Here is a 21,867-nt window from a genome sequence, read left to right on the forward strand (position 1 = left end):
GTTAAAAGTCAGCGATCGGGCCATCAAAACGACTTACGGGCATTGACCTGAGCCATACTGTCGAAGATGCGATGATAATTATCGAACCGCTCGTGGGCGATGGTGCCGCTTTCCACCGCACCCCGAATCGCGCAGCCGGGATCGGTATCATGCCGGCAATCGCGGAATTTGCAGGTGCCCAGATACTCCCTGAATTCGATGAAACCGCGGGCAATGCGTTCCGGCGCCAAATGCCACAGGCCAAGTTCGCGCACCCCTGGAGAATCAATTAGATGACCGCCATGGCTGAAATGATACAGCCGGGCGGTGGTGGTGGTGTGCTGCCCGAGCCCCGAATTATCGGAAACGTTATTGACCAAAATCTTCTCATGTTCCGGCGGCAATAGCGCATTAAGCAGACTCGACTTACCCACCCCCGACTGGCCGGTAAAAATACTCGTGCGCCCGGTCAACGCCTCCCGGAAAGGATCCATCCCTTCGCCGGTTTGGCTTGACACCATCAACACCCGATAGCCGATGCGGCGATAGATAGCCATCAGCTGCTCCACTTCCGTGCGGCTTGCCGGCGTCAGCAGATCGATTTTGTTCAGTACGATGAGCGGCTCTACCTCCACCGTTTCGCACGCCACCAGATAGCGATCAATAATATTTAAAGACAGCTCTGGCAAAAGGGCGGAGACGATGACGATTTGATCCATATTTGCCGCAATCGGTTTGACGCCATCATAGACATCGGGGCGCGTCAGCACGGAACGGCGCGGATGAACCGCCTCAACGATACCGCTAACCCCGGACGGCTGTTCGCTGCCGGCGCGCCAGACCACCTTATCGCCCGTGACCAGGGATTTCAGCGTCCGGCGCAGATTGCAGCGATAAATGCGTCCGGCGGCGTCCTCCACGTCGGCATGCATGCCGAACCGGCTGACAACCACGCCCTCCTGGGCCTCGCCCAACGGCTGGTCGTCCCAATGGGCGGCGCCGCGCTCGCGCTGCTGCAAGCGGCGCTGATGATTGGCCTGTACCCGGCGCTCCTGACCTTTGGACAGTTTATTTTTGCTCACTGCGCCTCACTTAAACGGATGAATCGCCCGTGGCGATGAAAACGGCTATCATACAGAGTATTCTACCAGATAAGCCGTAAAATCCCTTGCTACGAGAAAATCATGCCGGTAAATGATAACAATCTGATTTGGATCGATCTGGAAATGACCGGGCTTGATCCCGAACGCGATCGCATTATCGAGATAGCGACGCTGGTCACCGACGCCAATCTGGCTATTTTGGCGGAAGGTCCGGTATTGGCCATATACCAATCCGACGCGCAACTGGCGCTGATGAATGACTGGAATGTTCGCACCCACACCGCCAGCGGGCTGGTTGACCGGGTGCGGCAGAGCGCGCTTGATGAAGAGGCGGCGGTGGCGCAGACCCTGGCCTTTCTCGCCGACTGGGTGCCCGCCGGCAAATCGCCGATTTGCGGCAATAGTATCGGTCAGGATCGGCGCTTCTTGTTCCGCTATATGCCGGCGCTTGAGGCGTATTTTCACTACCGTTACCTGGATGTCAGTACGCTGAAAGAATTGGCGCGCCGCTGGAAGCCGGAAATTTTGTCCGGGCTGAAGAAAAACAATACTCATCAGGCGCTGGACGATATCCGCGAATCGGTGGCGGAGCTGGCCTATTATCGCGAGCATTTCATCCGCCTGTAGTCCGTGGCAGCGAAACCTGCATAGCTGTGGTTATTTTTACGCCAATCGCACCGGCGAACGCCTTTTTTAACGCTGAAAGGCTTGCAGCGGTGCGCGATTCCCGTATAATTCACTCCCCGTAACGTCAGACTTTCACGTTACGCCCAAGCGGGAATAGCTCAGTGGTAGAGCACAACCTTGCCAAGGTTGGGGTCGCGAGTTCGAGCCTCGTTTCCCGCTCCAATTTCTTCCTTTCATGCGTTAGACAATCAGTCGTTCATCCGTTCTCTATGCTTACGCGTGTACTCTCTGCTGAACTACGCCGCCAGGTTATCTTTCGTGACGTCCGTACCGCGTTTCCCTTGAGGACGCTCTGCTAAAGGCGCAAGGAGAAAGCGTTGATATTGGGGAACTGTTGTTGATGGTGCCCGTGGCGCTGACATTATGCACATTATGGATAACTTTGAGATGTGTAAATATTCCCTCGAATCGCAACACTACGCTTTTCGGCAAGCTGGGCAGGTGGCTCTGTGCTGAGGCGACGCCAAGCGTCAGGTCGGCATATAACAGGGGATAGACGACCGCGTTGGGTTTGACACCCGCTATATTGTAGACACAGACAAAGTCATCACTGTATGCGATAGCCAACAGGGCATTTAATGGCGCAAAGGCGACGGCCGTCGCCTGAATGTGGTTCGGCGCGGAGGAAAATTTTCGTAATAAGATGCTGTAACCGAGATGCACCTGAAATAATACTATCGTGGCGCTATCATTATTTGCATAGCCTAAAAAGTCATGCTCCGGGCTAACAAATAACGGGCTAAAACCCTGATCCGGCTGCCAGACATATTGCTTATCTACCGCATTGCGCCATGAAATGCCATCCGCATAAAAATACCTTCCTGCATTGTCGATAAAGCTTAGGGTAACGCGCTTGATATCCACATCATCGGGGATAGTAAACCCGTGGTCGGCCGTAATCACATTGTCATAATGGTCAGAATAAATCGTTTCCGGGCTGTTCAAGCGATGGAAAGAGAGGTATCGCTTTTCATCGAGGGTCACAAACCAGCCGTAATTGGGAGCATAAACCGCGAAGACGATTTTCGACGTGTCCCGCGATCGATTGAGGGTAAAGATCCCCAGATACGGCGTGTAGAATGTGACGGTTTTGCGGTAAATTTCGGTAGTGATTTCAGCCTGCGGTTTGATATCGTAAGTGAACTGTGATACAATGGGTAAAGAGGCTTTGTCTAATTCCAGAAACCACGAGCTCATCCCCTGAGTACCGGTAATCACCTCGCCATAAAAGACATCTTCGCTGTGAAATAATCTGTAAGCCGTAGGGGGGTAATGTTGTCTTTTTCTTGTATCCACATGGCGTCATGAGAGCCAAAGCCGCCGGCGGCCAATCTGCCTGACGCCGCTTTGCCATTAATGTAAGCATTATTGAGCGTGAGCTTTTGCTCAAGGCGCATTAACGCCGTCGTCGTGCTGTTTAACAGCGGGAAAATCTGACGCTGCCAGCTGAGCCATAATGACAATACGGGATACCGCGAGCGTAGCGCCATGGCATCGAGATGCATCGACCATGAGTAGATCTGCGCGCTGGGTAAAGACAGCATTGCCATGCGCTCGCCGGAGGGCATGCGTTGCAAAATCGCCGTTTGCCGTAATCGCAGCGAGAGCTCATCACCTGATAAAAATTGCGCATGCATGTCGGCGAGTGTGGGGACTCACCTAAAGTGATCCATTTGATAGCTGAAAGATAAAATTAAGCAAACAACTTGATCCATTCTAAAGTCAGTATAGTCGCGTTCAAAGTATGTTCAAACTCGAACTAACTTTGAATAAACTAACAATAGTTAGTTAACATTTTGCGCATGTTAGCTAGCTTCCTTATTTTCTAAAGTACTTAATGTCATCCCTGATTCGTGTTCATGAATACCATACTCCTGTAAAATATTTTTTTGTTTGTCCCTGGGTAAATTGCTAATTTGAAGTGCAATGTTCATAACTCTAGGTGATACCCCGGGAGCTTGCTCGGCTTCGTGTTTTGTGAGTTGACTCGAAACTTCATGCATAACTTGTTGTAATACTTTTATTTTTCGATCTCCAGATAAATACTTAAACAAGTTTATCAATAAGTTAAGTTCTTTGTCGCATTGTTCTTCTTCGACATTTTTGTTCGATATTCGAACTTCATCACAACTCTGTTCACCGAGAAGCCAGGCAATACTCTTCCCCGTAACTTCAGATATCTTACTTATCGTAGTCGCTCTAGGGAATGCATCACCATTTAAGTACTTTCTAATCATCGTCTCAGACACACCACATTTTCGAGCAAATGAGCTATTTGTCTCTCCGATCATACTCTTCTGTAAGTTCTCTCTAAATAGAACTTTTTCGATATCATCAAAAGAATAATTTTTATTTTTGCTCATAAAATCACCACATTTTTATCTATAAAACAATTAAGTTAATAATGATTCGATAAAGTTTGAAAAAAGTGTTTATTATAGAACTTTTTTGGTATAGTCTTTTACCGTAACCGGTTAACATTTAAGGATCGCAGAATGTCTCGAGAATTCCAAGACTCTTGTACCGCCGACTGGCATAGAGAAGACGTAAAAGCAGCGGTCAGAAAACGCGGCAAGACGTTAAGCCAGCTTTCCCGAGAATTCGGGCTGGCATCAGATACGTTACGCAACGTCTTTCGGTATCACTGGCCTAAAGGTGAACAGATCATCGCGCAGGCTATCGGTGTGACGCCTCAAGCCATTTGGCCGAGTCGTTATGTATAAAAATACCCGCAGTTCAAGGAAGCGGTATGAACGGAGAGATCTGGGTCACCGTTCAGGAATGCACGGGGTTACCGGGACTTCCCAGCAGTGCTCCCAATGAATGTAAGCAGAAAGCTAGAAACCTTTGTTCAGGATAATGCGGCTCTGTGCCGCAAGCGCGAAGGGAGCAAGGCGATGAAATACCATCTTTCCGCCCTTCCGGCTGAAATCCGGGCAGCGGTGTTAAAATGTCGCAATCAGATAGAAACCTCTCAGGGTCTGATCACCTTGCCTAAGAAAAAGCAGGTCAACCCCCGAGCGCGCTTTTTTATGGCGCTGCTGGGAAAGTGCTACTACTGCCCAGCGGGACCAGGCCGGCGAACGGGTCAAGGCCGTATTGCTGATGCATGAGCTGGTACAAAGCGGGTTGAGCGTCAGGGCTGCCGCACAGGCAGCAGGGCATTCGCTGGAGATGTCCGCCAACACGTTACACCGTTGGTACGGCAAGGTGAAAAAACAGGCGTGCCCGGATTAGGGACCTGCTTTACTGGATAACCGCCTACTTGAGCGTAAAAGCGCAGTCAGGGCCAATTTTCATGATGACGCCTGGGAATTTATCAAAGCGGATTACCTTCGCCTGGAAAAACCGGCACTGACCAAGTGCTACGAAAGACCTTGCCCGCCCCACCGCAGTTTGTGAAAGCGGCCACGGTCAAGGAGATATGGGCGGTGTTCCAGTTTGTCCGGCTGGCGCAGTGCATGAATGTGATTGTCGGGGTGCCGGGGGTGGGTAAAACCTTTGCCGCCCGCCAGTACTGCCAGCATGCTAATACCTGGATGGTGACCTTTTCCCCGGCCCACGCCAGCATCACCGAGTGTCTGCTGGAACTGGCGGAAGCGCTAGGTCTTAGCGACCTGCCTAGAAAGCCGGTGCCTTGCGGGTGTTGTCGCACACCCTGCGCCAGGCATGGCTGATGGCCAGCGGTGATGCCCAGGACTAACTGGGGGGAAAAATACATCAAGGCGGCGTTCAGGGAGGTGTATACCGATACCGACCTGCTGCCGGCAAGGGGGTGAGTATGGGCGGTGTGCTCTTTACCGACAGCAGCCGGACGCCAGGTGCTGCTCAATACCCGGCGGGTGGTGTCTGTTTCGCTGGAATCGTCACACAGTCTGTTAGTGTCGTTTGGCAACCGTGGGGGACGCGCTCTATGTACTGCCGGATGCGCAGGAGGTGATGATGCAGTTATGTCATGACATGAACCAGTTACTCAGGAGAGCCAGTGATGAATAACCCTTTACGCCATGAAGTCCGCGCCCTGCGGCGTATGGCCCGCTACGCACGTTATAACTTTGATAATAGCATCCGGCCATATATCACCCTGTCACGCGGGGCAACGCCGTACCTCTATCTGGACCGGTATGAGATGGCGGCGGCGACCTTACCCTCGGCCAAGCAACATGATTACCGGTGGCAGGGATTTGATGTGGATGTCTGGGAAGCGCTGCAACTGGGGTGCACTCTCTCTGGCCCAAGCCGGCGTCAGGCGTGGTACACCGCCTGGCACACCTTACGGGTATTGCTGTCCGGGCGGGCAGTACCGTCCGGATCGGGGCCGGTTTTATTGAGCAAGCTACTGTGTGAGGCTCGCCTATCAATGAAAATGCTGAAAAGGACAGGTCACAATGATGAACATGTTTGATGCCATAAACGCCGTGCGCAGCCGGCTACGTCAGGCGGGCAGTGACATCCTGCATACCCAGCGTTACTGCCAGCGCCCCTTTATAAAAATCACCCCGCCGGTACGCCCGGAGGAGAGGGATAAAGCGACGGAAATCACCCTTTACTGCCAGGGAGAGCGCCGTCAGGTGTACGCCCGCCGGATTGAGGGGTGTCTGGTGTATTGGGAGTGGCCATGACTGAAGACGACGTTGTGGCAGTGCTGTTTTTTTATCATCATACCGCTAGCGATAGCCGCCAGTGATAATCGCAAAAAGTAAACATGAGACTGACGATGAACGAGCTAAATATCACGCCCTCCATCCCGGCGGGCTACCGGCGCAACGCACAGGGTCACCTGGTGCCCGCTGACACTATCAAGCCCGTTGATAAATTGAGCGACGAGCTGGTCAATGCCCTGTTTGACGAGGCGCGTCAACTACGGTGTCAAATGGCCGCGTTCAAACAGCGCGCCATGCAGCAGATAAGCGATTTTATCGACCTGTCCGCCGCAGAGTACGGCGTCAATTATGGTGCCACTAAAGGTAATGTAACGCTGACCAGCTTTGACGGCGAGCGAAGTGTGCGTAGAGCCGGTGGATGAGCACCGTATTTTTGATGAGCGTATTCAGGTCGCAAAAGAAAAAATAGAGGCCTGTATTACTAGATGGTCAGGCGGTGCCGATGCCAAATTGATGGCGCTGGTCAACCGCGCTTTCAATGTCAATAAACAGGGCTATATTGATATCAATAGCGTGCTATCACTACGAGACCTTGATATTACGATGAAGACTAGCAAGAGGCTATGCGTGCCGTGACGGACTCAATAAAAGTCAGCGGCTCGACCCGTTATATTCGTTTTTATCAACGGGAGGAGAACAAATAATATACACAATTGCTGCTCGATATCTCCAGACTGTAATGCCTTTTTAATCGATGGTTTTAAATCCGGTGCGTGCGTCAGGGCTTCGTGAGCGCAAAATTTAGCCGAGGACATATTATGTCAGTGAATGAACAGTCTATTTATGATGCCGCCCTGGCACGGTGGGGCCATGACCGGCAAATGTTAAAAATCATTGATGCCTGCAGCCAACTAGCCGGGGCGCTATCACGTTTCCTTACTCATGAGCAGAACGTCGGGCAGGTCTGCGCGGCCGCCGTCGAGGTTGACATCATGATTGAACAGCTACGCTCTGGCGGCATGGGGGCAATAATGGAGGATGAAAAAATTCGCAAATTGCACCGCCTCGCCCGGCGTCTACTGCCGCAAGATTCACCGCAGACGACGGACGCCACTTTCGCCCCCGACAACCTTATCAACGAGGCGCTGGATGCCGGCGAGCAGGCGTTGGCCCTCTATAACCGTGGCCGCAGCACCGCCGCCGATAAGCGTCTGGCTGCCCGGTTTATCCGTAAGGCGGTCGGGCATTTCTGGCATGTAGCCCAGCATTGCATCAGTGAAGCACAGCGTGAAGCAACACCGTCCCGGGAGGTTTCAGCATGAGCAATATTGTGATGAAACAGGTCCTTGAACAACTGCATCTTACCCCGCGCCTGACCTGTAGTGACCTGGCTCAACGCACGGGCTTCAAACCCGGTGAGTTGATTGATATGCTGCGCCGGGCCGTGCTGGATGGCGTGCTAACAGAGCTTAATGGCTTCTATGCCCTGGGCAGTCCGACCACAAGCCCCCGTCCTGGCTATCCCTGGGTGGAAGGTCGGTTGTTGCCCGATTGGGTTGCGCTGCTGGCTATCGGCGCAAAAGGCTGTGAGCAGGTTTGCGTGGTGGCAGAAACCCAGGACTGGGCACAGAAAAAAGACGGCGTGCCCGCCTTTATGCTGGCGTATCTAACACTTTCCCCCACCCGATGCCGCTGCGCCAGCAGCGGGCAGAATATCAGCGCGCAGGTGCTGCGCTATTTACCCTTTGACCCGACGCCGGTCTCGAGGAGGTAAGTATGGAATTATTATCCATTCCCGTCGCCCAGTGGCCGCCGCAGAACCATGACCCTCGCCGGCTAAAGATGTTTATCCATCCCGAGGTGCTGGTTCAGGTATTCGATGAAGGTAACGGCATTTACCGATTGACGGTCAATCTGCTGGCCCTTGGCGGTAACGAGCGCTGGAAAGACGGGATATCGTGGGACAGCCTGCAAGAGATTAAGGATTCGGTCGGTTTTGCTGGGCAGGATGCGGTCGAGGTCTATCCCGCCGCACAGGATGTGGTCAATGTCGCTAATATGCGGCATCTGTGGGTTCTGCTGGAAAAGCGGCCTTTTGCCTGGAGACATGAGTCATGATGCTGCGAAACAGGAGAGAATACGTGGACCGCTCAACACTTATCAAACTCATTCACCTTGCCCGGCGTCAACTCCAGCTTGATGACGAGACCTACCGCGCGGCGCTTGGCAAGGTGTGTAGCACAAAAACCAGCTGCCGGGATATGACCGTACCCGAGCTGGCCAGGGTGCTGGAGGCGTTTAAGAAAAAGGGCTTTAACGTGCGTTCAAAGCCCTCTTTACGCGGCGTTAAACCCGCTTCACCGGTCAAATCCTGTCCATCTGGCAGACCATGCACCGCCAGGGATTTGTACAGTCGGACACTGAAGCGGCGCTCAATGTCTGGATAAGGCGTACCACGGCCAAGGAAAACGGCGGGCTGGGGGGTGGCGCAGCTGGCCTGGCTTAATCAGGATAGTGCGCTGGCCGTCAAGGTGCTTGAAAGCCTCAAGTGCTGGCACTGGCGCTGCATGCTGGCAAAGCTTCCGCCGGGTACGGCGGTAGAAAGTTATACCCGTGTCTGCGACCGTTAATCAGGCACAGGCATAATCCACGCGCACAAATCCCGCCGACCCGACGGGGTTTTTTGTATACTGAGTACCCTATTAACCTCCCAGCAGACGAGGTTACGCATGCCCCTGGAACAACCGGATTTATTGCAGGATGCACCGCACCTTGACCGTATGGAGACCGTGGCGGAGGAGACCCCTTGCAGCGCCAGTGGCCGCAGTTGCTGGGCGCTCTGGTGGATGTGATGGACAACGAGCTGCAACGCCAGGGCTTTGACCCAGAACGGGCGCGCAAGCAGGCCGCCGCGCTGGCTGCCTATACCGGCGGGCGCAATTATTACCTGCCCAAGGGCGATACCCTGTTTAACGCCTTGCGCGATGATGAGATATTCAGCCGCTGGTTCAAGGGGACCCGCATCGAGAGCCTGCGCCGCGAATACCGGCTCGGTCAGCAGCAGATTTACCATATTATCGCCACCCAGCGCCAACTCCACGCCCGCCGCACACAGCCAGATCTCTTCGCCCACTGACCCCGCGACTCGCCCGGACAATCGACTGGCCCCCATGGGACGGATTGTTAACGGAGCGTAATCCCTTCCCTGTCGGTTAACGCCCTATCCTTGTGCGCATCAGCGCGTTAAGGAGACCGCTATGCCCGCTTTGCCCGAACCCTTGCGTAAAAAACTGCTGGCCCTATCCGGTGCCGGCGCACTGGCGATGGCCACCTGCTATACCGCGTTCTGGGAAGGTCACGCCACCGACCCTATGCCGACAGTGGCGGCGTACTCACGGTGTGCTACGGCCATACCGGTGGCGACATCACTCCCGAGACGACCAAAACGCCGGCGCAGTGTGAGGCCCTGCTGGCGGCGGATATGCGCCAGGCTTTCGCCGTGATTGACCAGCATGTCACCGTGCCGCTATCAGATGGGCAGCGTGTGGCGCTCGCGGCGTTTATTCACAATGGGGGCCTTTGCGCGCTCGCCCCTGCTAAAGCGCATCAATGCCGGCGGCCTGCGATGAGCTTTGTCGCTGGGTCAAGGTGAATGGCGTCACGCTGAACGGTCTGGTCAATCGGCGCACCGCCGATGAATGGCTGTGCCGGCACGGACTGCCCACCCCCGAGGATAAATGGTGACAGGCAGTCTGAGAGTCGTATTCACCCTGTGCCTGCTGGCCTCCCTGTTAGGGGCCGGTGGCTGGCTCTGGCAGCGTGAACGCCTGCGTGAAACCGTGCTGTATACCCTGCGTCAGGAGCGCGATGCGGCCTGGCAGGCGCTCGCCGAGCAGCGGCAGACGCAGCAGGTTTTTCATACCCTGGATCAGACCGTCGAGCATGAAAAAGAGCAACAATGCGGAGAAAGTGAAAAAGGCCGCCAGCAGGTGCGCCAGCGGTTATCGCGGGTCAATTGCATCCGTGAGCCTGTGCCTGGCCCTGTGGCTGACCGGGTGCGCCGCGACGCCCGTCTGCTGACGGTAGAAACCCGCCTGGGGACCACGCCATCCGCGCAGACGGTGCATGCCCTGAAAGTGGAAATCACCGAGCTGCGCGGCGATTTGAAAGAGACCCGCGCCAGCTTGCAGGCGGTGACGCATCAGCTGGAGTTACTGGTGGAAAAAGCCCTTTACCGGAGTGACGGATGATTGACGATATTTTGACGCAAGACCAGTGCCTGGTGATAGTGCGTTCACTGAATGATTATCACGGCGAATTAAATGAATCGGTGTTTCAGGACTGCCTCGAAGCCTACGGTCATAAGGTGTCGCGCGCCTGCGTGCGCGTGTTGCTGGCCTGGCTGGCGAAGCAGGACCTGTTGCGACTCGACACCTTACCCGGCGGCTATCTGGTGGCCCATCTGTGCGGGAGCGGGCAGGAGGTCGCTGAGGGTCGCGCGACCGTGCTGGGTGTGAAGAAGCCGCGTCGGCGCTAAGGGGGAAGGGATGGGAAAAGCCACCCGAGGCCGTCCCGGCAAGGTCAATGTGCTGCCGGAAGATATCCGTAAACTTCTTTTTACGCTGCTACGGGAAAAGCGCATCACCCAGCTGCAAATTCTGGACGAGGTAAACCGCCTGATTGAAGCGGCCGGGGTACCCGCCGGATCAGAAACTCTCGCGTAGCGCCCTGAACCGGCTGGCGAGTGAAAACGAGCGCGTGGCGCGGGATTTACGCGAGCTGCGCGAACAGACCAGCGCCCTTACCGCCGAACTGGGCGAAAAACCCACCGGCGAAACCTCGCGACTGATTATGGAGATGGCGCGCTCCCTGCTGTTCAAGGGCATACGCAAGCACCAGATTGCCAGCCGGGATAACGACGATATTGATATTGATTTTCTGAAAGAAGCCATGCTGGCCGCCCAGCGCCTGGAGAGCACGGCAGAGATGAGCCACAAGCGCGATGCGGAAATCCGCCAGGCCTATGCTGAGGAAACGGCGAATGCCGTCAGTGAAGCGCTACGTGGGCAGGAGGGCATGAGTCACCAGATGGAAAGCAAAATCCGCGACATTTTGCTGGGTAAAGCCTAATGCATTTTTCAACAGTTTGATTTTTCATGTAAATTGCCAATGCAAACCGCTGAACAGCCGTCCACTATGCACCGATTGACCGATCCGCGCAAAATTGACTTGCGCGAGGCCACCCTTGCCTGCGGCGTCGATGTGCCCGAATCACTGTCGTTACCCGAAAATGAACCGGTATTTTTGCCTTATCAACAACGCTGGTTCCTCGACGACAGCCCGGTGTGCATTGCCGAAAAATCCCGCCGTACCGGCCTGACCTGGGCCGAGGCCGGGCGTAACGTCATCACCGCCAGCAAGTTGCGGCGCGATGGCGGACGCAATGTGTTTTACGTCGGCAGCAAGAAGGAGATGGCGCTGGAATATATTGCCGCCTGCGCGCTGTTTGCCTGCGCTTTTAACCAGCTGGCCCAGGCCGATGTTTACGAGTCCACCTTCTGGGACAGCGAGAAGCACGAGGAAATCCTCCAGTACATGCTCCGCTTTCCTCACAGCGGCTTTAAAATTCAGGCGTTAAGCTCTCGCCCTTCCAACCTCCGAGGCTTGCAGGGCGACGTGGTGATTGACGAGGCGGTGTTCCATGAATCCCTTGAAGAACTGCTCAAGGCGGCGCGGCTGGATGTCCTGAGTGCGATCCGTGACGAGGTGGATAGAGCAAAATCACAGGGAATATCCCGGTAGGAGTTTATCAACATGCTGACGCCCCGGCTGCAAAAGCTCGGGTGGTGGAGGAAGCAGGTCGTGGTGGACAGCCAGGGCAATGCCGAAGCCGTGCAACTGGGCAGCGCCCGCCGTCTGGCGACGATATATAACGTCAATACCCGCCCAACGGGTTTAACTGCCGTTGCCGGGTACGCGCCTTGTCAAAACGCCGACTGAATGAGTTGGGCCTGCGCGTTACGGAAGATGCCGGTCAGCTACACACTCATGAGGCAGAGGCGGGTGTCGATAAGCGTAGTGGGGAAATCGTCACCACCCCCGTTACCACCTTTGATGATGGCAAGGTAAAAATGACGCCGGATGTGGGCTGGTCCTATCACCCCGGCGCGGCGGCGTTCGGTGTTGACCAGACAATGATCCGCAAACTCCTTGAGGTCAAAGACGCGGCGCTGCGTGAAGCCGTGGTGCAGGAGCTGAACAACAAGCCCGGTGCGTCAGTTGAGTTTTTCGCTGTGGGCCACGCGCATTATGCAAAGCCGGCGTGCCGGTAACGGCATTCACACGCTGGTTTTTTTGCCGGAAGCCATCGCCCGTGCGGTACAGGCGCGCACTGGGCAAGCACCGCCCCTTCTGCTGGCGATGAGCGAAAAAACCTGTTGCATGCCGACAGTGACAAGCACCATAAAACCGGTGTGTCACATTGTTGCCCGAGGATGTGGTCGCACTCCTCCCTGGCTTGCTGGCAAAGCCGCAGGCCGTATTATGAGATAAACGCCACAAAAACCTGATTATCATTGCGAAAATCTCTGACGACGGACACATGAAAATTGCTGTGAATGCCCCTTACGGTGTCAGGAAACATCCTGATAGCCTGGATATAGTCATTAATGCCTATCGTGTCAAGCTTGATGATCTAAAATCGGATATTGCAGGTGAAAAATTGGAATTATTGGCGGGAAAGCTGGATTAGGTCGATGGTAGGAGTCGAACCTGCATACATGCCGCACCTCGAAAGGCTCACACCGCTTTACCGTTAAGAGTACATCGATCTGTATGTATATTAGTCACAAAGCCCCTGGAGGGCAAGATGTCGCAGACTGAATTAACCGCAGTGATTGATCGCAAGCGTCTGCAAACCCTGTTTGCTGAACTGTAGCGCCTTGGCGACGACGGCAAGGCGATCACCCGTATCGTCGCCGCCAGTCTCCTTTCCTACACTGAGCAGGCGTTTGAGCGCGAACGCGCGCCGGATACTGGGGCGGCCTGGGCACCCTTGAGCGATCCGTATCGCCGCTAGCGTGAGCGGCACGGCTATAGCCCGATCAAGGTGTTGACCCGCGAGGGCGATATGGCGTGCTCGGTGAGCATCGACTGGGGCGATAGCTGGGCGCGTATCGGGGCCAATGCGCCGCAGGCGGCCATCCATCAGTGGGGCGGCAAACCGGGGATGCGTCCGGGGCCGGCAGCTATCCCGGCCCGACCGTTTATGGGACTGGATCCTACCGGCGAGCGGGATATCCTCGACACCCTGGCACAACGCCTGTCCAAAGCCCTGCACCCATAAGCGCCAGTGCGCCCCACTACGCGATGATGACGGAGAAGTGGCACCTTGAAAAAATCTTTTGAACGCGCCACGGCGTTTTTGAAGGGGTTTTGAACGGGGTTATGCAGGCGATCGCCCGCCGGCCATGTCCGGGCGCGTGACGGTTACCCCGAGACGCCCGCCGAGGGCTGGCTGATTAACGAGGCCGCATTTAACCGCATGGTGGCGCGGGTGGTGGCGCTCAATCAACCTGTCAAAATCGATTATAACCACCAGACGCTGTTTAAACCGGAAGCGGCCCCGGCGGCCGGCTTTGTTCCGGCTACACCGGCGAGTTTTCGCTGGGACGACAAGACCGGGGTCTGGGTCAAGCCGGACTGGAACCCGCCGGCGCTTGAGCGTCTGAAAAACAACAAATTCCCCTATTTTTCGCCGGTGATGGGCTATGATGGGCATGCGCCCAGTGGCCGCTCTGAGCGCCGAAGATATCTACCAGGCGTTAACTGTTCCCCCTTCCTCCCCTAAGGAGCCTGCAATGAATCAATCGTTAACAGCACTGCTGGCCGCGCTGGGCCTGACGGTGCCGGCGGGCGTCGAGCTGACCGATGAGGTCGCCACCGCCGCCCTGTCCGCTGACCTGAACGCGCTGAAAACCCAGGCACCGACGGAGGTAGTGGATTTACGCCGCTATGTACCGGTCGATACCTATAACGCGGTGCGTGAGCAGGTGGTGTCACTGTCTGCCGACCTGGGTAAGACCACCCTGGCGCAGACGCTGGACAAGGCCGAGCAGGATGGGCGGATATTGAAATCCGAACGACCCTACCTGGAATCGCTCGGCGACCAGATTGGCGTGACGGCACTGTCGGCGCAGCTGGCGACGCGCCGGCCGATAGCCGCACTGACCCGGGTGCAGACCGAAACGTTGACGATGCCGCCCACAAACCGTGAAAAAATCGCCACCGTCGCGTTGTCGGCGGATAGAGTTACAGGCCGCGCGCGTGCTGGGGATGACCCCGGCGGCGTTCCAGAAAATCAAGACCGAGGACGCACAATAATGCCAACCCCGATTACCCCGTCGCAAATCACTGCCCTGATGACCGGCTTTCGCAAGGAGTTTCAGAATGGGCTGGGCATGGCCCCATATCACTACCAGCAGGTGGCGACCACTGTGGCCTCCACGTCAAAATCCAATACCTACGGCTGGCTGGGGCAGTTTTCCGCGTTCCGGGAGTGGGTCGGCTCGCGTAGTATCCAGCAGATGAAGGTCTATGGCTACGCCATCAACAACAAGACCTATGAAGGCACGGTCGCCATTACCCGCGATGATTTTGAGGATGACAATCTCGGCTCATATAGCCCTCTGTTCCAGGAAATGGGCCGTGCCGCCACCGCACAACCTGATGAACTGGTGCACCGCCTTGCGCGACGGTAATAAAACCGACTGCTATGACGGCAAACCTTTTTTGATAGCGAACATCCGGTGTATCCGAAGGTCGACGGCACCGGCGACGCGGACAAGGTGGCCAACCAGTTTATCGAAAAAACCGGCAGCGGCGCGGCTCAAAGAGAGAACGACGGTGCTGTGTGGTATCTGCTGGACTGCTAGCGTGCACTCAAACCACTGATTTTCCAGAACCGCCGCCCGCCCGAGCTGCTCGCATTAACCAAAGTGGATGAGGGTCGCGCGTTTACCGACAACAAATTTGTCTTTGGTGTCTCGGCCCGGCGCAATGTGGGCTACGGCTTCTGGCAGATGGCTTACCGCATGCAGGCCCCCCTGACGCTGGATAACCTCTGGAAAGTCTGGAGCGCCATGCGCGGCTTTAGTAACGATGGCGGTCGCAAGCTGGGTATTCGTCCGACCCATCTGGTGGTGCCGGTGGAGCTGGAGAAAACCGCCACCCAGTTACTGGAGCGGGAATTACTGGCCGAGGGCAGTACCACGGTCTCTAACGAAATGAAAGGCAAGCTGACGCTGCTGGTCGCAGACCTGTTGTAAACGCGCGGTTAAATCCGGTTTAAACGCCCATGAAAGGAGAGTTAACGCATGTATGCCAGCGAGCAGGATTTACGCGTCCGCTATATCGGCCCGTTGATAGAAAGGCTGGTCGACGGGCGCAGCGATGAGGCAGCAGCCCGGCAGAAGGTGAGTCAGGCGCTCACCGATGCCAGCGCCCTGATGGACAGCTTTATCGCTGCCCGTTACGCCCTGCCGCTCTCGGTGGTGCCGTCGGTGCTGAAACAGCATGCCTGCACCCTTGCGTTTTACTACCTGAATGACGAGCGGGCCACTGAGCAAACCCGCCAGAGTTATCAGGATGCGCTGCGCTGGCTGGAGGCGGTGAAAAAGGGTGAGCTGCCGCTAGGGGTGGATAGCGATAACCAGGCTCCCGACAGTGCCGACCTGCCGCAGATGCAGGCCGATGCGTCGTGTTCGGACGCAGGCAGAAGGGGTTTATCTGATGATTGTTTCCACCGAAAACGCTTTGCTGGAGCGGCTATAGCTGGAGCGGCTATATGACGTGTTTGACAACACGTTGCGTGATATCGCCACCCATCCCGGCGACTGGAGCGAGGAGGGATTGCGTGATGTGCTGCTTATCTGGTGTGGCTGGGGGCGCAGGCCGGTCAGGTCAAAGGCGTGATTGACAGTCGCTTTGTTTTTTACGTGGTGGCCGATGTTATCAACGGTGCCGAGGGCGACCGACCCGGCCTCTACCAGATAGTGGCGCGGCTAATAGCGGGCTTATCGGGTTTTCGTCCGGCAAACGACGGACCGATGCGCTTTGAAGAGGGGCGCAACCTGTACACCGAGAAACAGGGAAATTGCGGCGTGGTGCTGTATGGCACCTACTTTACCTGCGAGGAGCCGGTGATACCGTTGATTCAGGATGACGGCATGGATGAGTACCTGCGCCATTATCAGACCTTTACCCAGAAGGACGGCAGCCCGCCGTTCGCGGCCCATATAACCCTGCGCGGGGAGAGCCACGACAATGAATGACACCGACAACACCGCGATGCGCTTCCCTAACCCCTTTGACTTGCCGATGCTTTTTGTGGTGCCGGCCCCGGAGCGCGCGGTGCGCGAACCCTATTCCATGCAGATGTTACCGGATGCGGGGGCCTGGGTGCAGCGTAATGGCTTCTGGCTGCGCCGTCTGCGTTTCAAGGATGTACTGGACATCACGCCGCCAGCAAAACCGGCGCCACCCGGCAAAAGTCAGCCTCTGCCGCCTTGAGTAAAAAGGATACGCCTCATGACGATGAGCTTTAATGAAATCAGCGCCGGGGTTCGCATACCGCTGACGCATATTGAGATTGATAATTCGCAGGCCGTCACCGGCACCCCGACCACGCTGACCCAGGTGCTGATGTTGGGTCAGGCCGCCATCAAGGATGGCAAGGTAGACGGCAGCGGCGCAATAGACACGCCGGTACGCATCACCCGTGCCGATCATGCTGCGACACTCTGGGGCCAGGGATCCATGCTGGCAGCGATGGTGAAGGAATTTTTGACGATAACCCGGATGCGGTGTTAGCCGTGATAGTGCAGGGTAACGGGGCCGGAAAGGCCGATACCGGCAGCCTGACGTTATCGTACCAGGCGCAACAGGCCGGGGTACTGAATGTCTATCTCGGCGGTGTACGGGTGCGCGTCACTGTGGAGAAAGGCCAGCATGGTAAGGCGGTGGGTGATGCGCTGGCCAGTGCGATAAATGCCCTGCCGTCGCTGCCGGTGAACGCCGTGTCTGCCGCGCCGGGCGGTGAGAATGTCACTGCCGATCAAACGGTGGTGACCCTGACGGCGCGGTTTATTTCTGAATACTCGGCGCAGGATATCCGCCTGAATTATTACGATGGCGAGATAACGCCCGCCCGGGCTGGCAGTGACAATTGCCGTGCTGGGGGGATACCCGGTATCACCATATCGTCATGCCCTGGCTCGATACCGCCAACCTGATATTACTGAGCGAGGCGCTGCGCGATCGCTGGGGATCGACCAAAATATCTGACAGCATCGCCTGGGCGGCCCATACCGGCAGTCTGGGGGAAATCACCCGGTTCGGTAAGACGCGCAATGATTTTCTGCTGACCTGTAGCGGCATTCAGCGCCCCCCCGAGCCGGCCTATCTGTGGGCGGCCAGCCTGTGCGCCATTGGCGCAAAACACTTAAGTCTCGATCCGGCACGCCCGCTGCAAAGCCGGAGCCAGCTGCCGCGGCAGGCTCCGGCATTGTCTGACCGGCTGCGCTCCAATGAGCGTAACCAGCTGCTGTATGACGGCATCGCTACCATGACCGTGGGGGCCGACGATGGGGTACAGATTGAGCGGCAAATAACCACCTATCGCACCAACGCCTACGGCGATCCGGATCCGTCTTACCTCGATGTGAATACCGTGGCGACGCTGTCTTATCTACGCTATTCGACCCGGGTACGCATCACCCAGCGCTTTCCGCACCATAAGCTGGCCAACGATGGTACGCCGGTGGCACCGGGGCAGGCGATGGTGACCCCGGCCATTATCCGTACCCAGTTGCTGGAGCTGGCGATAGAGTGGCTGGAGGCGGGGCTGATTGAGAATTTCGAGAGCTTCCGCGACAGCCTGATTGTCGAGCGTAACAACAATGACCGTAACCGCGTAGACGTGCAGTGCAAGCCGGATATTGTTAATCAATTTCGCATTTTCGCAGAGCAGATCCAGTTTATTTTGTAAGGGGGCACGATGGCATTTGGCAAACTGCAATACCAGGGCAAGGCCATTGTCCGGGTTAACGGGTAGGAATACCCGACGATGACGGGGGCCACCTTTACCCCGTCCGGGGAAAAACGCGAGGAAGTGACCGGCGTACGGGTTTATGGCTATAAGTCAACACCTCGTGCCGCTACGCTGGAATGTAAATTTCCGGCACGGGGTGATCTGAGCGTGGAAGTCATCAACGGCTGGCATGATGTCACGCTGGAGTTTGAAGCCGATTCCGGCGAAACCCATATGATGACCAACGCCTGGAGCAACGGGGAAGAGTCCCTGACTGACGCGGGAGAAATCTCCGCCAAATTTACCGCCATTCGCAGCCAGCGCGTGGCGTAAGGAGCGAGCATGACCCAAAGTATGGAAACCCTGGCGACGGCGGCCCACGAGGTTGAAGGGGTGTCGCCGGATATCGCCAGCGTCGCCGACGAACTGGCGCGCGGGCAACTGACCTTGGTTGACGGTCTGGTTACCGGCAGCGGTGACGACGAACAGCGCCACACGGACGTCACCCTGCGGCCATTAACCGGCAAGGACATTATTGATGCCGAATTGGCCGCCGAGCGGGTGGTGCAGACGGCTAACGGCTCGGAATTAGTGCGTTCGCCAGCGATGGTGGAGTTTGAGCTGCTGCGCCGGTAGGTTGCCCGGCTGGGCAACCTCAACGGCCCGTTGTCGCTGCTACAACTGAAAAGCCTGTCGGCGCGCGATATTGAACGTCTTATCATCGCCCAGCGTCTGGGCGGCCGCGCGCTGGCCGGACAGCTGGCGGCTGATTCGGGGCGACTGGATGCAGTGTCGGGAAAAAATTGAGGAAGCGTCGCTGATGCTCGCCACGACCACCAAATCGGGCGTGGAATGGGCGCTTTCCCTGCCGTTAATCCGGTTCTGCCAGCAAGCCACCCATTTATTACAGCGTGAGTAAACGATGGCAGAAAAAAGTCAAAGCCTCCGTCATTGTTGACCTGCTGGGCAACCTACCCCGGCAGGCGCGGCTGTTCGGTCAAAGTCTGGTCGGCATGGGGCGGCAAGGCGGCGCATCCCTGCACGGTCTCGGTCTTCGGGCGAATACCCTGGGGGGGGGGCCGCTTGACCGGCTGGGCCATCAGGGCCAGCGCACCTTTAGCGGTCTGCTAGCGTTCTGCGCCTGGGGCTGGCGTCGGTGTCATCCGGTTTTGACCATCTGGAGACGCGCGCCAAAGCGGCCTATGGCGGCGTAGCGCGCCTTTACGGGCTGCTGGCCGGGGGCGCGGCGCTGTATGGCCTGAAAAAAGCCTTTATCGACCCGGCGGCGGCGATGGAAAACTACACCATTCGCCTGAACTCACTGAACCATCACGATAAAGCCCAGACCGACGCCGACCTGAAATGGGCGGTACAAAATGCCAAGGACACCACCTGGGGATTGCAAGGGGTAGTGCAGGAATACACCTCCAGTCGGGGGTTTTGGCATGAGTCGTGAAGAAGCGCGCCACTTTATTACGATGCTGGAATACCAGGAGGCACGGCTGGACGCTGCCGGAAGCCCAGGGAGCTTCCCTTCAGCTTAAACAGATGTATTCGCGCAAAAGCATACAGGCTCAGTATGCGAGCCTGCTGACCGGCTACGGCATTGATGTCTATAGCGTGCTGGCGGAAAAGCTCGGCAAAAGCCGTAACGAACTGACCACACAGGGTAAAAAAGGGTTACTTGGGCCAAAAATCCATTGAATTGCTGTTCCAGACGCTGCTCGAGCAGGCCAAAGGGGCGCAGAAAGACGCCATGAACTCCTGGACGGGACTCACTTCCCAGTTGGGCGATGTCTGGCAGCAGTTCGCCGTCAAGGTGATGAATCAAGGGCCATTTAAACGGCTTAAAACTGAGTTAAAAGACTTTCTGGATTTTGCCGGACAAGCCCAGGAAAGCGGTTTGCAGGACCAATGGGCCAACAGGCTGGCCAGTAGTTTTAATGGCGTATTCGACAGCGCCCGACGGGGCGTCACGCTGTTTAAAAATGGCCTTAGCCGGGTCAATGCTGAGTTGATGGCGTGGCGCAAGGCAGGTTATGGCGACACCCTCGACAACGTCGCCGCCGACAAGGCCAAAGCCATTCTGGCGATTTATGTCGCCTCGAGCTGGCCCGTGTCGGCATGGCGATAGCCCGTCCCGCCTGGGGGCTGGCCCGGCACCGTTTGCGATGGGTGGCGGTATTGGCGCGCCGGTGAGCGTGTTTGTCACCACCTGGCCGGCGGGCGGCATCGGGGGTGGCAGTGATACTTATGTCGCTGGCCCCGACACTGCTTGATAAAAATGCCAGCGCCGAGGATAAAGGCGGGGCGCTGGGGGCGGCAAGCGGTGCGACGGCGGGCGGACTCGTCGGCGCCATCGGCTGCCCATTGGGGCGGTGGTCGGCTCGATGCTGGGCAGTGTGCTTGGCGAAAAACTCGGCGGCTGGTTGGGCTATATCTACGCCCGATGGGACAGAAAAGACGAGCAACAGGCGGTGCCACAGCCAGTGAAAGCCCAGGCGGACATGCGTATTGCGCTGGCCCCGGGACTGGTGCTGCAAACAGCGCCGCCACCGACAGCAACGCCTTTGGCTTACAGCTCGATGTGTATAACGGCGACAACTACCGTATTTATTGAGGTGCGCAGATGAAAAGTACCGGCCAGGGCCGCTTTCGCAGCGTGCCTTTTTGGATTTACAAAGAACAGCGCAGTCGTAGCGGTCGCCGGGTGGTGCGGCGGGAATATCCGCTACGAGAACACGGCGGGGCGGACGATTTAGGGAAAAAACTGCCTGAGCACACCTTCACCCTGTCACTGACAGGCGATGATGCGCAGGCGCAACGGGTACGACTGACGCAGGCGCTGAATGCGCCGGGACCGGGCGAGCTGTTGCCCCCGGACTGGGGTACGCTGCGGTGCTGGTTGATAATTTTGAAAGCCGCTACAGCGTCGATAACCAGCGTTTGGTGGAGTTTACCGTCACGATGGTGCCGGTTTCCGATGAGACCGCCCCTACGGTTGCGCAAGATACCGCCGGGATCGTCAATCGCCAGGGCGACGGCACGCTGGCCTCACTCTTTTCAACCCTGGCTGACGGCTGGCAGACCTCGCTGCATGACGCGCAGGCGTTGATGGCGTGCGTCAACGAGAAAGCCAACACGCTGGAAAGCGCCCTCAATGGTCTGTGGCTGCTGGCTGATATGCAGAGCTTTATCGCCTCGTTCACGGTCCTGCGTGGCAATATCCAGGGGCTTATCACCACCCCCGACCGCCTGGCGCTGGCCTTTAAGGGGATTTTTCAGGGCATACAGCGCCTGCCGGCTTACCCCCAACCGGAGCAGATAAAAAACCGGGCGCGCGCGCCGGTCTCCCCGAAGCCCGGCGCACTCTAGCACCAGATAGTCCAGCTGGCCGTCCGGCTGG

44 protein-coding genes, 1 tRNA gene and 7 pseudogenes are annotated in these 21,867 nt (G+C 56.8%); 47 read left to right on the top strand and 5 right to left on the bottom strand.

All coding sequences use genetic code 11. The features are described 5' to 3' along the window. Positions 1–23: 23 nt before the first annotated feature. Positions 24–1,061, bottom strand: coding sequence for a small ribosomal subunit biogenesis GTPase RsgA (gene rsgA, locus SGP1_RS02875; RefSeq protein ID WP_011410176.1), 1,038 nt, complete (start codon positions 1,059–1,061; stop codon positions 24–26). A 102-nt stretch (positions 1,062–1,163) separates the two neighbouring features. Between rsgA and orn the strand changes: the two genes are divergently transcribed. Then, positions 1,164–1,709 (top strand): oligoribonuclease, encoded by a 546-nt coding sequence (gene orn / locus SGP1_RS02880; protein ID WP_011410177.1) that lies wholly within the window; start codon positions 1,164–1,166, stop codon positions 1,707–1,709. Positions 1,710–1,856: 147 nt separating this feature from the next. Further along, positions 1,857–1,931, top strand: a tRNA-Gly gene (locus SGP1_RS02885). Positions 1,932–2,018: 87 nt separating this feature from the next. Here SGP1_RS02885 and SGP1_RS02890 read toward each other — a convergent pair. The 3 genes from SGP1_RS02890 to SGP1_RS23205 all read right to left on the bottom strand — a co-directional run bounded on the left by SGP1_RS02890 (position 2,019) and on the right by SGP1_RS23205 (position 4,132). Next, the gene (locus SGP1_RS02890; protein ID WP_041866585.1) at positions 2,019–2,966 is read right to left on the bottom strand and encodes a hypothetical protein; all 948 of its coding nucleotides are present in this window, start codon (positions 2,964–2,966) and stop codon (positions 2,019–2,021) included. 17 nt (positions 2,967–2,983) lie between these two features. Next, the gene (locus SGP1_RS02895; RefSeq protein ID WP_158302319.1) at positions 2,984–3,346 is read right to left on the bottom strand and encodes a hypothetical protein; all 363 of its coding nucleotides are present in this window, start codon (positions 3,344–3,346) and stop codon (positions 2,984–2,986) included. A gap of 228 nt (positions 3,347–3,574) precedes the next feature. Further along, positions 3,575–4,132: a helix-turn-helix domain-containing protein gene (locus tag SGP1_RS23205; protein WP_050747367.1), complete on the bottom strand. Its 558-nt coding sequence runs from the start codon at positions 4,130–4,132 to the stop codon at positions 3,575–3,577. Between the two features lie 132 nt (positions 4,133–4,264). Here SGP1_RS23205 and SGP1_RS26455 point away from each other — a divergent pair, with 132 nt between their 5' ends. The 24 genes and pseudogenes from SGP1_RS26455 to SGP1_RS35525 all read left to right on the top strand — a co-directional run. Then, positions 4,265–4,492 carry a helix-turn-helix domain-containing protein gene (locus tag SGP1_RS26455; RefSeq protein WP_083764654.1) on the top strand — a complete coding sequence of 76 codons (228 nt, stop codon included), beginning with the start codon at positions 4,265–4,267 and terminating at the stop codon, positions 4,490–4,492. A 96-nt stretch (positions 4,493–4,588) separates the two neighbouring features. After that, positions 4,589–4,882, top strand: coding sequence for a hypothetical protein (locus tag SGP1_RS02905; protein ID WP_041866587.1), 294 nt, complete (start codon positions 4,589–4,591; stop codon positions 4,880–4,882). After that, positions 4,875–5,006 carry a hypothetical protein gene (locus SGP1_RS34905; protein WP_279379435.1) on the top strand — a complete coding sequence of 44 codons (132 nt, stop codon included), beginning with the start codon at positions 4,875–4,877 and terminating at the stop codon, positions 5,004–5,006. The genes SGP1_RS02905 and SGP1_RS34905 overlap by 8 nt, the downstream gene beginning before the upstream one ends. A 12-nt stretch (positions 5,007–5,018) precedes the next feature. Continuing rightward, complete coding sequence (locus SGP1_RS36060; protein ID WP_083765057.1) at positions 5,019–5,171, top strand: DNA-binding domain-containing protein; 153 nt, start codon at positions 5,019–5,021, stop codon at positions 5,169–5,171. Continuing rightward, a pseudogene (locus tag SGP1_RS02910) lies at positions 5,138–5,380 on the top strand (hypothetical protein); the annotation flags it as partial. The gene SGP1_RS36060 and the pseudogene SGP1_RS02910, both read left to right, overlap by 34 nt. 32 nt (positions 5,381–5,412) lie before the next feature. Further along, entirely contained in the window at positions 5,413–5,472 is a 60-nt protein-coding gene (locus tag SGP1_RS36065; protein ID WP_424141150.1) for a hypothetical protein, read from the top strand. Between the two features lie 285 nt (positions 5,473–5,757). Continuing rightward, positions 5,758–6,174 carry a hypothetical protein gene (locus SGP1_RS02915; protein WP_041866589.1) on the top strand — a complete coding sequence of 139 codons (417 nt, stop codon included), beginning with the start codon at positions 5,758–5,760 and terminating at the stop codon, positions 6,172–6,174. Continuing rightward, entirely contained in the window at positions 6,158–6,391 is a 234-nt protein-coding gene (locus SGP1_RS02920) for a hypothetical protein (protein ID WP_050747368.1), read from the top strand. The genes SGP1_RS02915 and SGP1_RS02920 overlap by 17 nt, the downstream gene beginning before the upstream one ends. Before the next feature lie 95 nt (positions 6,392–6,486). Continuing rightward, a complete protein-coding gene (locus tag SGP1_RS32545) occupies positions 6,487–6,795 on the top strand; it encodes a DUF3164 family protein (RefSeq protein WP_243466152.1) in 309 nt (102 codons plus the stop codon). Beyond that, complete coding sequence (locus tag SGP1_RS32550) at positions 6,788–7,009, top strand: DUF3164 family protein (RefSeq protein ID WP_243466153.1); 222 nt, start codon at positions 6,788–6,790, stop codon at positions 7,007–7,009. The genes SGP1_RS32545 and SGP1_RS32550 overlap by 8 nt, the downstream gene beginning before the upstream one ends. Further along, positions 6,997–7,077: a DUF3164 family protein gene (locus tag SGP1_RS34910; RefSeq protein WP_279379458.1), complete on the top strand. Its 81-nt coding sequence runs from the start codon at positions 6,997–6,999 to the stop codon at positions 7,075–7,077. Before SGP1_RS32550 ends, SGP1_RS34910 begins: the two co-directional genes overlap by 13 nt. A 114-nt stretch (positions 7,078–7,191) precedes the next feature. Further along, positions 7,192–7,695: a hypothetical protein gene (locus SGP1_RS02930; RefSeq protein ID WP_041866590.1), complete on the top strand. Its 504-nt coding sequence runs from the start codon at positions 7,192–7,194 to the stop codon at positions 7,693–7,695. After that, a complete protein-coding gene (locus SGP1_RS02935) occupies positions 7,692–8,147 on the top strand; it encodes a hypothetical protein (RefSeq protein ID WP_011410182.1) in 456 nt (151 codons plus the stop codon). The genes SGP1_RS02930 and SGP1_RS02935 overlap by 4 nt, the downstream gene beginning before the upstream one ends. 2 nt (positions 8,148–8,149) lie before the next feature. Beyond that, positions 8,150–8,491, top strand: a complete 342-nt coding sequence (locus SGP1_RS02940) for a DUF7694 domain-containing protein (protein ID WP_011410183.1) — start codon at positions 8,150–8,152, stop codon at positions 8,489–8,491. Positions 8,492–8,514: 23 nt separating this feature from the next. Then, positions 8,515–8,820, top strand: a complete 306-nt coding sequence (locus tag SGP1_RS26465) for a phage protein GemA/Gp16 family protein (RefSeq protein ID WP_243466154.1) — start codon at positions 8,515–8,517, stop codon at positions 8,818–8,820. 36 nt (positions 8,821–8,856) lie between these two features. Continuing rightward, positions 8,857–9,003 carry a hypothetical protein gene (locus tag SGP1_RS30580; RefSeq protein WP_158302320.1) on the top strand — a complete coding sequence of 49 codons (147 nt, stop codon included), beginning with the start codon at positions 8,857–8,859 and terminating at the stop codon, positions 9,001–9,003. A 176-nt stretch (positions 9,004–9,179) separates the two neighbouring features. Further along, a complete protein-coding gene (locus SGP1_RS02950; RefSeq protein ID WP_341532838.1) occupies positions 9,180–9,509 on the top strand; it encodes a Mor transcription activator family protein in 330 nt (109 codons plus the stop codon). A gap of 261 nt (positions 9,510–9,770) precedes the next feature. Next, the gene (locus SGP1_RS32555; RefSeq protein WP_243466155.1) at positions 9,771–10,025 is read left to right on the top strand and encodes a glycoside hydrolase family protein; all 255 of its coding nucleotides are present in this window, start codon (positions 9,771–9,773) and stop codon (positions 10,023–10,025) included. Next, positions 9,983–10,117, top strand: a complete 135-nt coding sequence (locus SGP1_RS34915; RefSeq protein WP_279379477.1) for a glycoside hydrolase family protein — start codon at positions 9,983–9,985, stop codon at positions 10,115–10,117. Before SGP1_RS32555 ends, SGP1_RS34915 begins: the two co-directional genes overlap by 43 nt. Beyond that, complete coding sequence (locus SGP1_RS23210) at positions 10,111–10,623, top strand: DUF2730 family protein (protein ID WP_011410184.1); 513 nt, start codon at positions 10,111–10,113, stop codon at positions 10,621–10,623. The genes SGP1_RS34915 and SGP1_RS23210 overlap by 7 nt, the downstream gene beginning before the upstream one ends. After that, positions 10,620–10,910: a VpaChn25_0724 family phage protein gene (locus tag SGP1_RS02970; RefSeq protein ID WP_011410185.1), complete on the top strand. Its 291-nt coding sequence runs from the start codon at positions 10,620–10,622 to the stop codon at positions 10,908–10,910. Before SGP1_RS23210 ends, SGP1_RS02970 begins: the two co-directional genes overlap by 4 nt. A 10-nt stretch (positions 10,911–10,920) precedes the next feature. After that, positions 10,921–11,503, top strand: a pseudogene (locus SGP1_RS02975) (DUF3486 family protein). Between the two features lie 39 nt (positions 11,504–11,542). Continuing rightward, positions 11,543–12,106 (top strand): annotated as a pseudogene (locus tag SGP1_RS31105) (hypothetical protein); the annotation flags it as partial. Continuing rightward, positions 12,098–13,124: pseudogene (locus SGP1_RS35525) on the top strand (phage head morphogenesis protein); the annotation flags it as partial. The pseudogenes SGP1_RS31105 and SGP1_RS35525, both read left to right, overlap by 9 nt. A gap of 132 nt (positions 13,125–13,256) precedes the next feature. On the opposite strand, the gene SGP1_RS36070 reads toward SGP1_RS35525, so the two are convergent. Then, positions 13,257–13,463: a hypothetical protein gene (locus tag SGP1_RS36070; protein ID WP_424141136.1), complete on the bottom strand. Its 207-nt coding sequence runs from the start codon at positions 13,461–13,463 to the stop codon at positions 13,257–13,259. Positions 13,464–13,484: 21 nt separating this feature from the next. Here SGP1_RS36070 and SGP1_RS36075 point away from each other — a divergent pair, with 21 nt between their 5' ends. From SGP1_RS36075 to SGP1_RS32585, 21 genes and pseudogenes are all read left to right on the top strand, one after another. After that, positions 13,485–13,718, top strand: coding sequence for a phage virion morphogenesis protein (locus tag SGP1_RS36075; RefSeq protein ID WP_424141137.1), 234 nt, complete (start codon positions 13,485–13,487; stop codon positions 13,716–13,718). 174 nt (positions 13,719–13,892) lie between these two features. Continuing rightward, positions 13,893–14,222: a phage protease gene (locus SGP1_RS23225; RefSeq protein ID WP_243466250.1), complete on the top strand. Its 330-nt coding sequence runs from the start codon at positions 13,893–13,895 to the stop codon at positions 14,220–14,222. A gap of 10 nt (positions 14,223–14,232) precedes the next feature. Continuing rightward, positions 14,233–14,619: pseudogene (locus SGP1_RS35530) on the top strand (phage protease); the annotation flags it as partial. A 135-nt stretch (positions 14,620–14,754) separates the two neighbouring features. Then, positions 14,755–15,699: pseudogene (locus tag SGP1_RS35535) on the top strand (Mu-like prophage major head subunit gpT family protein). A 48-nt stretch (positions 15,700–15,747) separates the two neighbouring features. Next, a complete protein-coding gene (locus tag SGP1_RS03005) occupies positions 15,748–16,221 on the top strand; it encodes a gp436 family protein (protein WP_011410186.1) in 474 nt (157 codons plus the stop codon). A gap of 1 nt (position 16,222) precedes the next feature. After that, positions 16,223–16,345, top strand: coding sequence for a hypothetical protein (locus SGP1_RS34925; protein ID WP_279379437.1), 123 nt, complete (start codon positions 16,223–16,225; stop codon positions 16,343–16,345). Beyond that, positions 16,342–16,704: a hypothetical protein gene (locus tag SGP1_RS03010; RefSeq protein WP_243466158.1), complete on the top strand. Its 363-nt coding sequence runs from the start codon at positions 16,342–16,344 to the stop codon at positions 16,702–16,704. The genes SGP1_RS34925 and SGP1_RS03010 overlap by 4 nt, the downstream gene beginning before the upstream one ends. Beyond that, positions 16,697–16,942, top strand: a complete 246-nt coding sequence (locus SGP1_RS03015) for a DUF2635 domain-containing protein (RefSeq protein WP_041866592.1) — start codon at positions 16,697–16,699, stop codon at positions 16,940–16,942. Before SGP1_RS03010 ends, SGP1_RS03015 begins: the two co-directional genes overlap by 8 nt. A gap of 18 nt (positions 16,943–16,960) precedes the next feature. Next, positions 16,961–17,242: a hypothetical protein gene (locus tag SGP1_RS35540; RefSeq protein ID WP_341532839.1), complete on the top strand. Its 282-nt coding sequence runs from the start codon at positions 16,961–16,963 to the stop codon at positions 17,240–17,242. Beyond that, positions 17,236–17,664, top strand: a complete 429-nt coding sequence (locus tag SGP1_RS35545; RefSeq protein WP_341532840.1) for a hypothetical protein — start codon at positions 17,236–17,238, stop codon at positions 17,662–17,664. The genes SGP1_RS35540 and SGP1_RS35545 overlap by 7 nt, the downstream gene beginning before the upstream one ends. Continuing rightward, a complete protein-coding gene (locus tag SGP1_RS35550) occupies positions 17,637–18,419 on the top strand; it encodes a phage tail sheath C-terminal domain-containing protein (protein WP_341532841.1) in 783 nt (260 codons plus the stop codon). Before SGP1_RS35545 ends, SGP1_RS35550 begins: the two co-directional genes overlap by 28 nt. Before the next feature lie 78 nt (positions 18,420–18,497). Beyond that, a complete protein-coding gene (locus SGP1_RS03025; protein WP_243466159.1) occupies positions 18,498–18,794 on the top strand; it encodes a phage tail tube protein in 297 nt (98 codons plus the stop codon). Between the two features lie 9 nt (positions 18,795–18,803). Beyond that, positions 18,804–19,097 (top strand): hypothetical protein, encoded by a 294-nt coding sequence (locus tag SGP1_RS32570; protein WP_050747373.1) that lies wholly within the window; start codon positions 18,804–18,806, stop codon positions 19,095–19,097. A 30-nt stretch (positions 19,098–19,127) separates the two neighbouring features. Next, complete coding sequence (locus tag SGP1_RS32575) at positions 19,128–19,268, top strand: hypothetical protein (protein ID WP_243466160.1); 141 nt, start codon at positions 19,128–19,130, stop codon at positions 19,266–19,268. 104 nt (positions 19,269–19,372) lie between these two features. Then, positions 19,373–19,675 (top strand): hypothetical protein, encoded by a 303-nt coding sequence (locus SGP1_RS29020; RefSeq protein WP_041866593.1) that lies wholly within the window; start codon positions 19,373–19,375, stop codon positions 19,673–19,675. Then, positions 19,618–19,917, top strand: a complete 300-nt coding sequence (locus SGP1_RS23235; protein WP_050747374.1) for a hypothetical protein — start codon at positions 19,618–19,620, stop codon at positions 19,915–19,917. The genes SGP1_RS29020 and SGP1_RS23235 overlap by 58 nt, the downstream gene beginning before the upstream one ends. A gap of 92 nt (positions 19,918–20,009) precedes the next feature. Then, on the top strand, positions 20,010–20,165 hold the full coding sequence (locus tag SGP1_RS32580; protein WP_243466161.1) for a hypothetical protein: 156 nt from the start codon (positions 20,010–20,012) through the stop codon (positions 20,163–20,165). Then, positions 20,146–20,595, top strand: coding sequence for a hypothetical protein (locus SGP1_RS23240; RefSeq protein ID WP_050747375.1), 450 nt, complete (start codon positions 20,146–20,148; stop codon positions 20,593–20,595). The genes SGP1_RS32580 and SGP1_RS23240 overlap by 20 nt, the downstream gene beginning before the upstream one ends. Positions 20,596–20,851: 256 nt before the next feature. Continuing rightward, a complete protein-coding gene (locus SGP1_RS03045; RefSeq protein ID WP_041866594.1) occupies positions 20,852–21,094 on the top strand; it encodes a hypothetical protein in 243 nt (80 codons plus the stop codon). Further along, positions 21,091–21,297 (top strand): annotated as a pseudogene (locus SGP1_RS36080) (DNA circularization N-terminal domain-containing protein); the annotation flags it as partial. The gene SGP1_RS03045 and the pseudogene SGP1_RS36080, both read left to right, overlap by 4 nt. A 62-nt stretch (positions 21,298–21,359) precedes the next feature. After that, entirely contained in the window at positions 21,360–21,836 is a 477-nt protein-coding gene (locus SGP1_RS32585) for a hypothetical protein (protein ID WP_041866595.1), read from the top strand. Positions 21,837–21,867: the final 31 nt, after the last annotated feature.

The sequence above is a fragment of the Sodalis glossinidius str. 'morsitans' genome (genome assembly GCF_000010085.1).
Lineage (GTDB): Bacteria > Pseudomonadota > Gammaproteobacteria > Enterobacterales > Enterobacteriaceae > Sodalis > Sodalis glossinidius.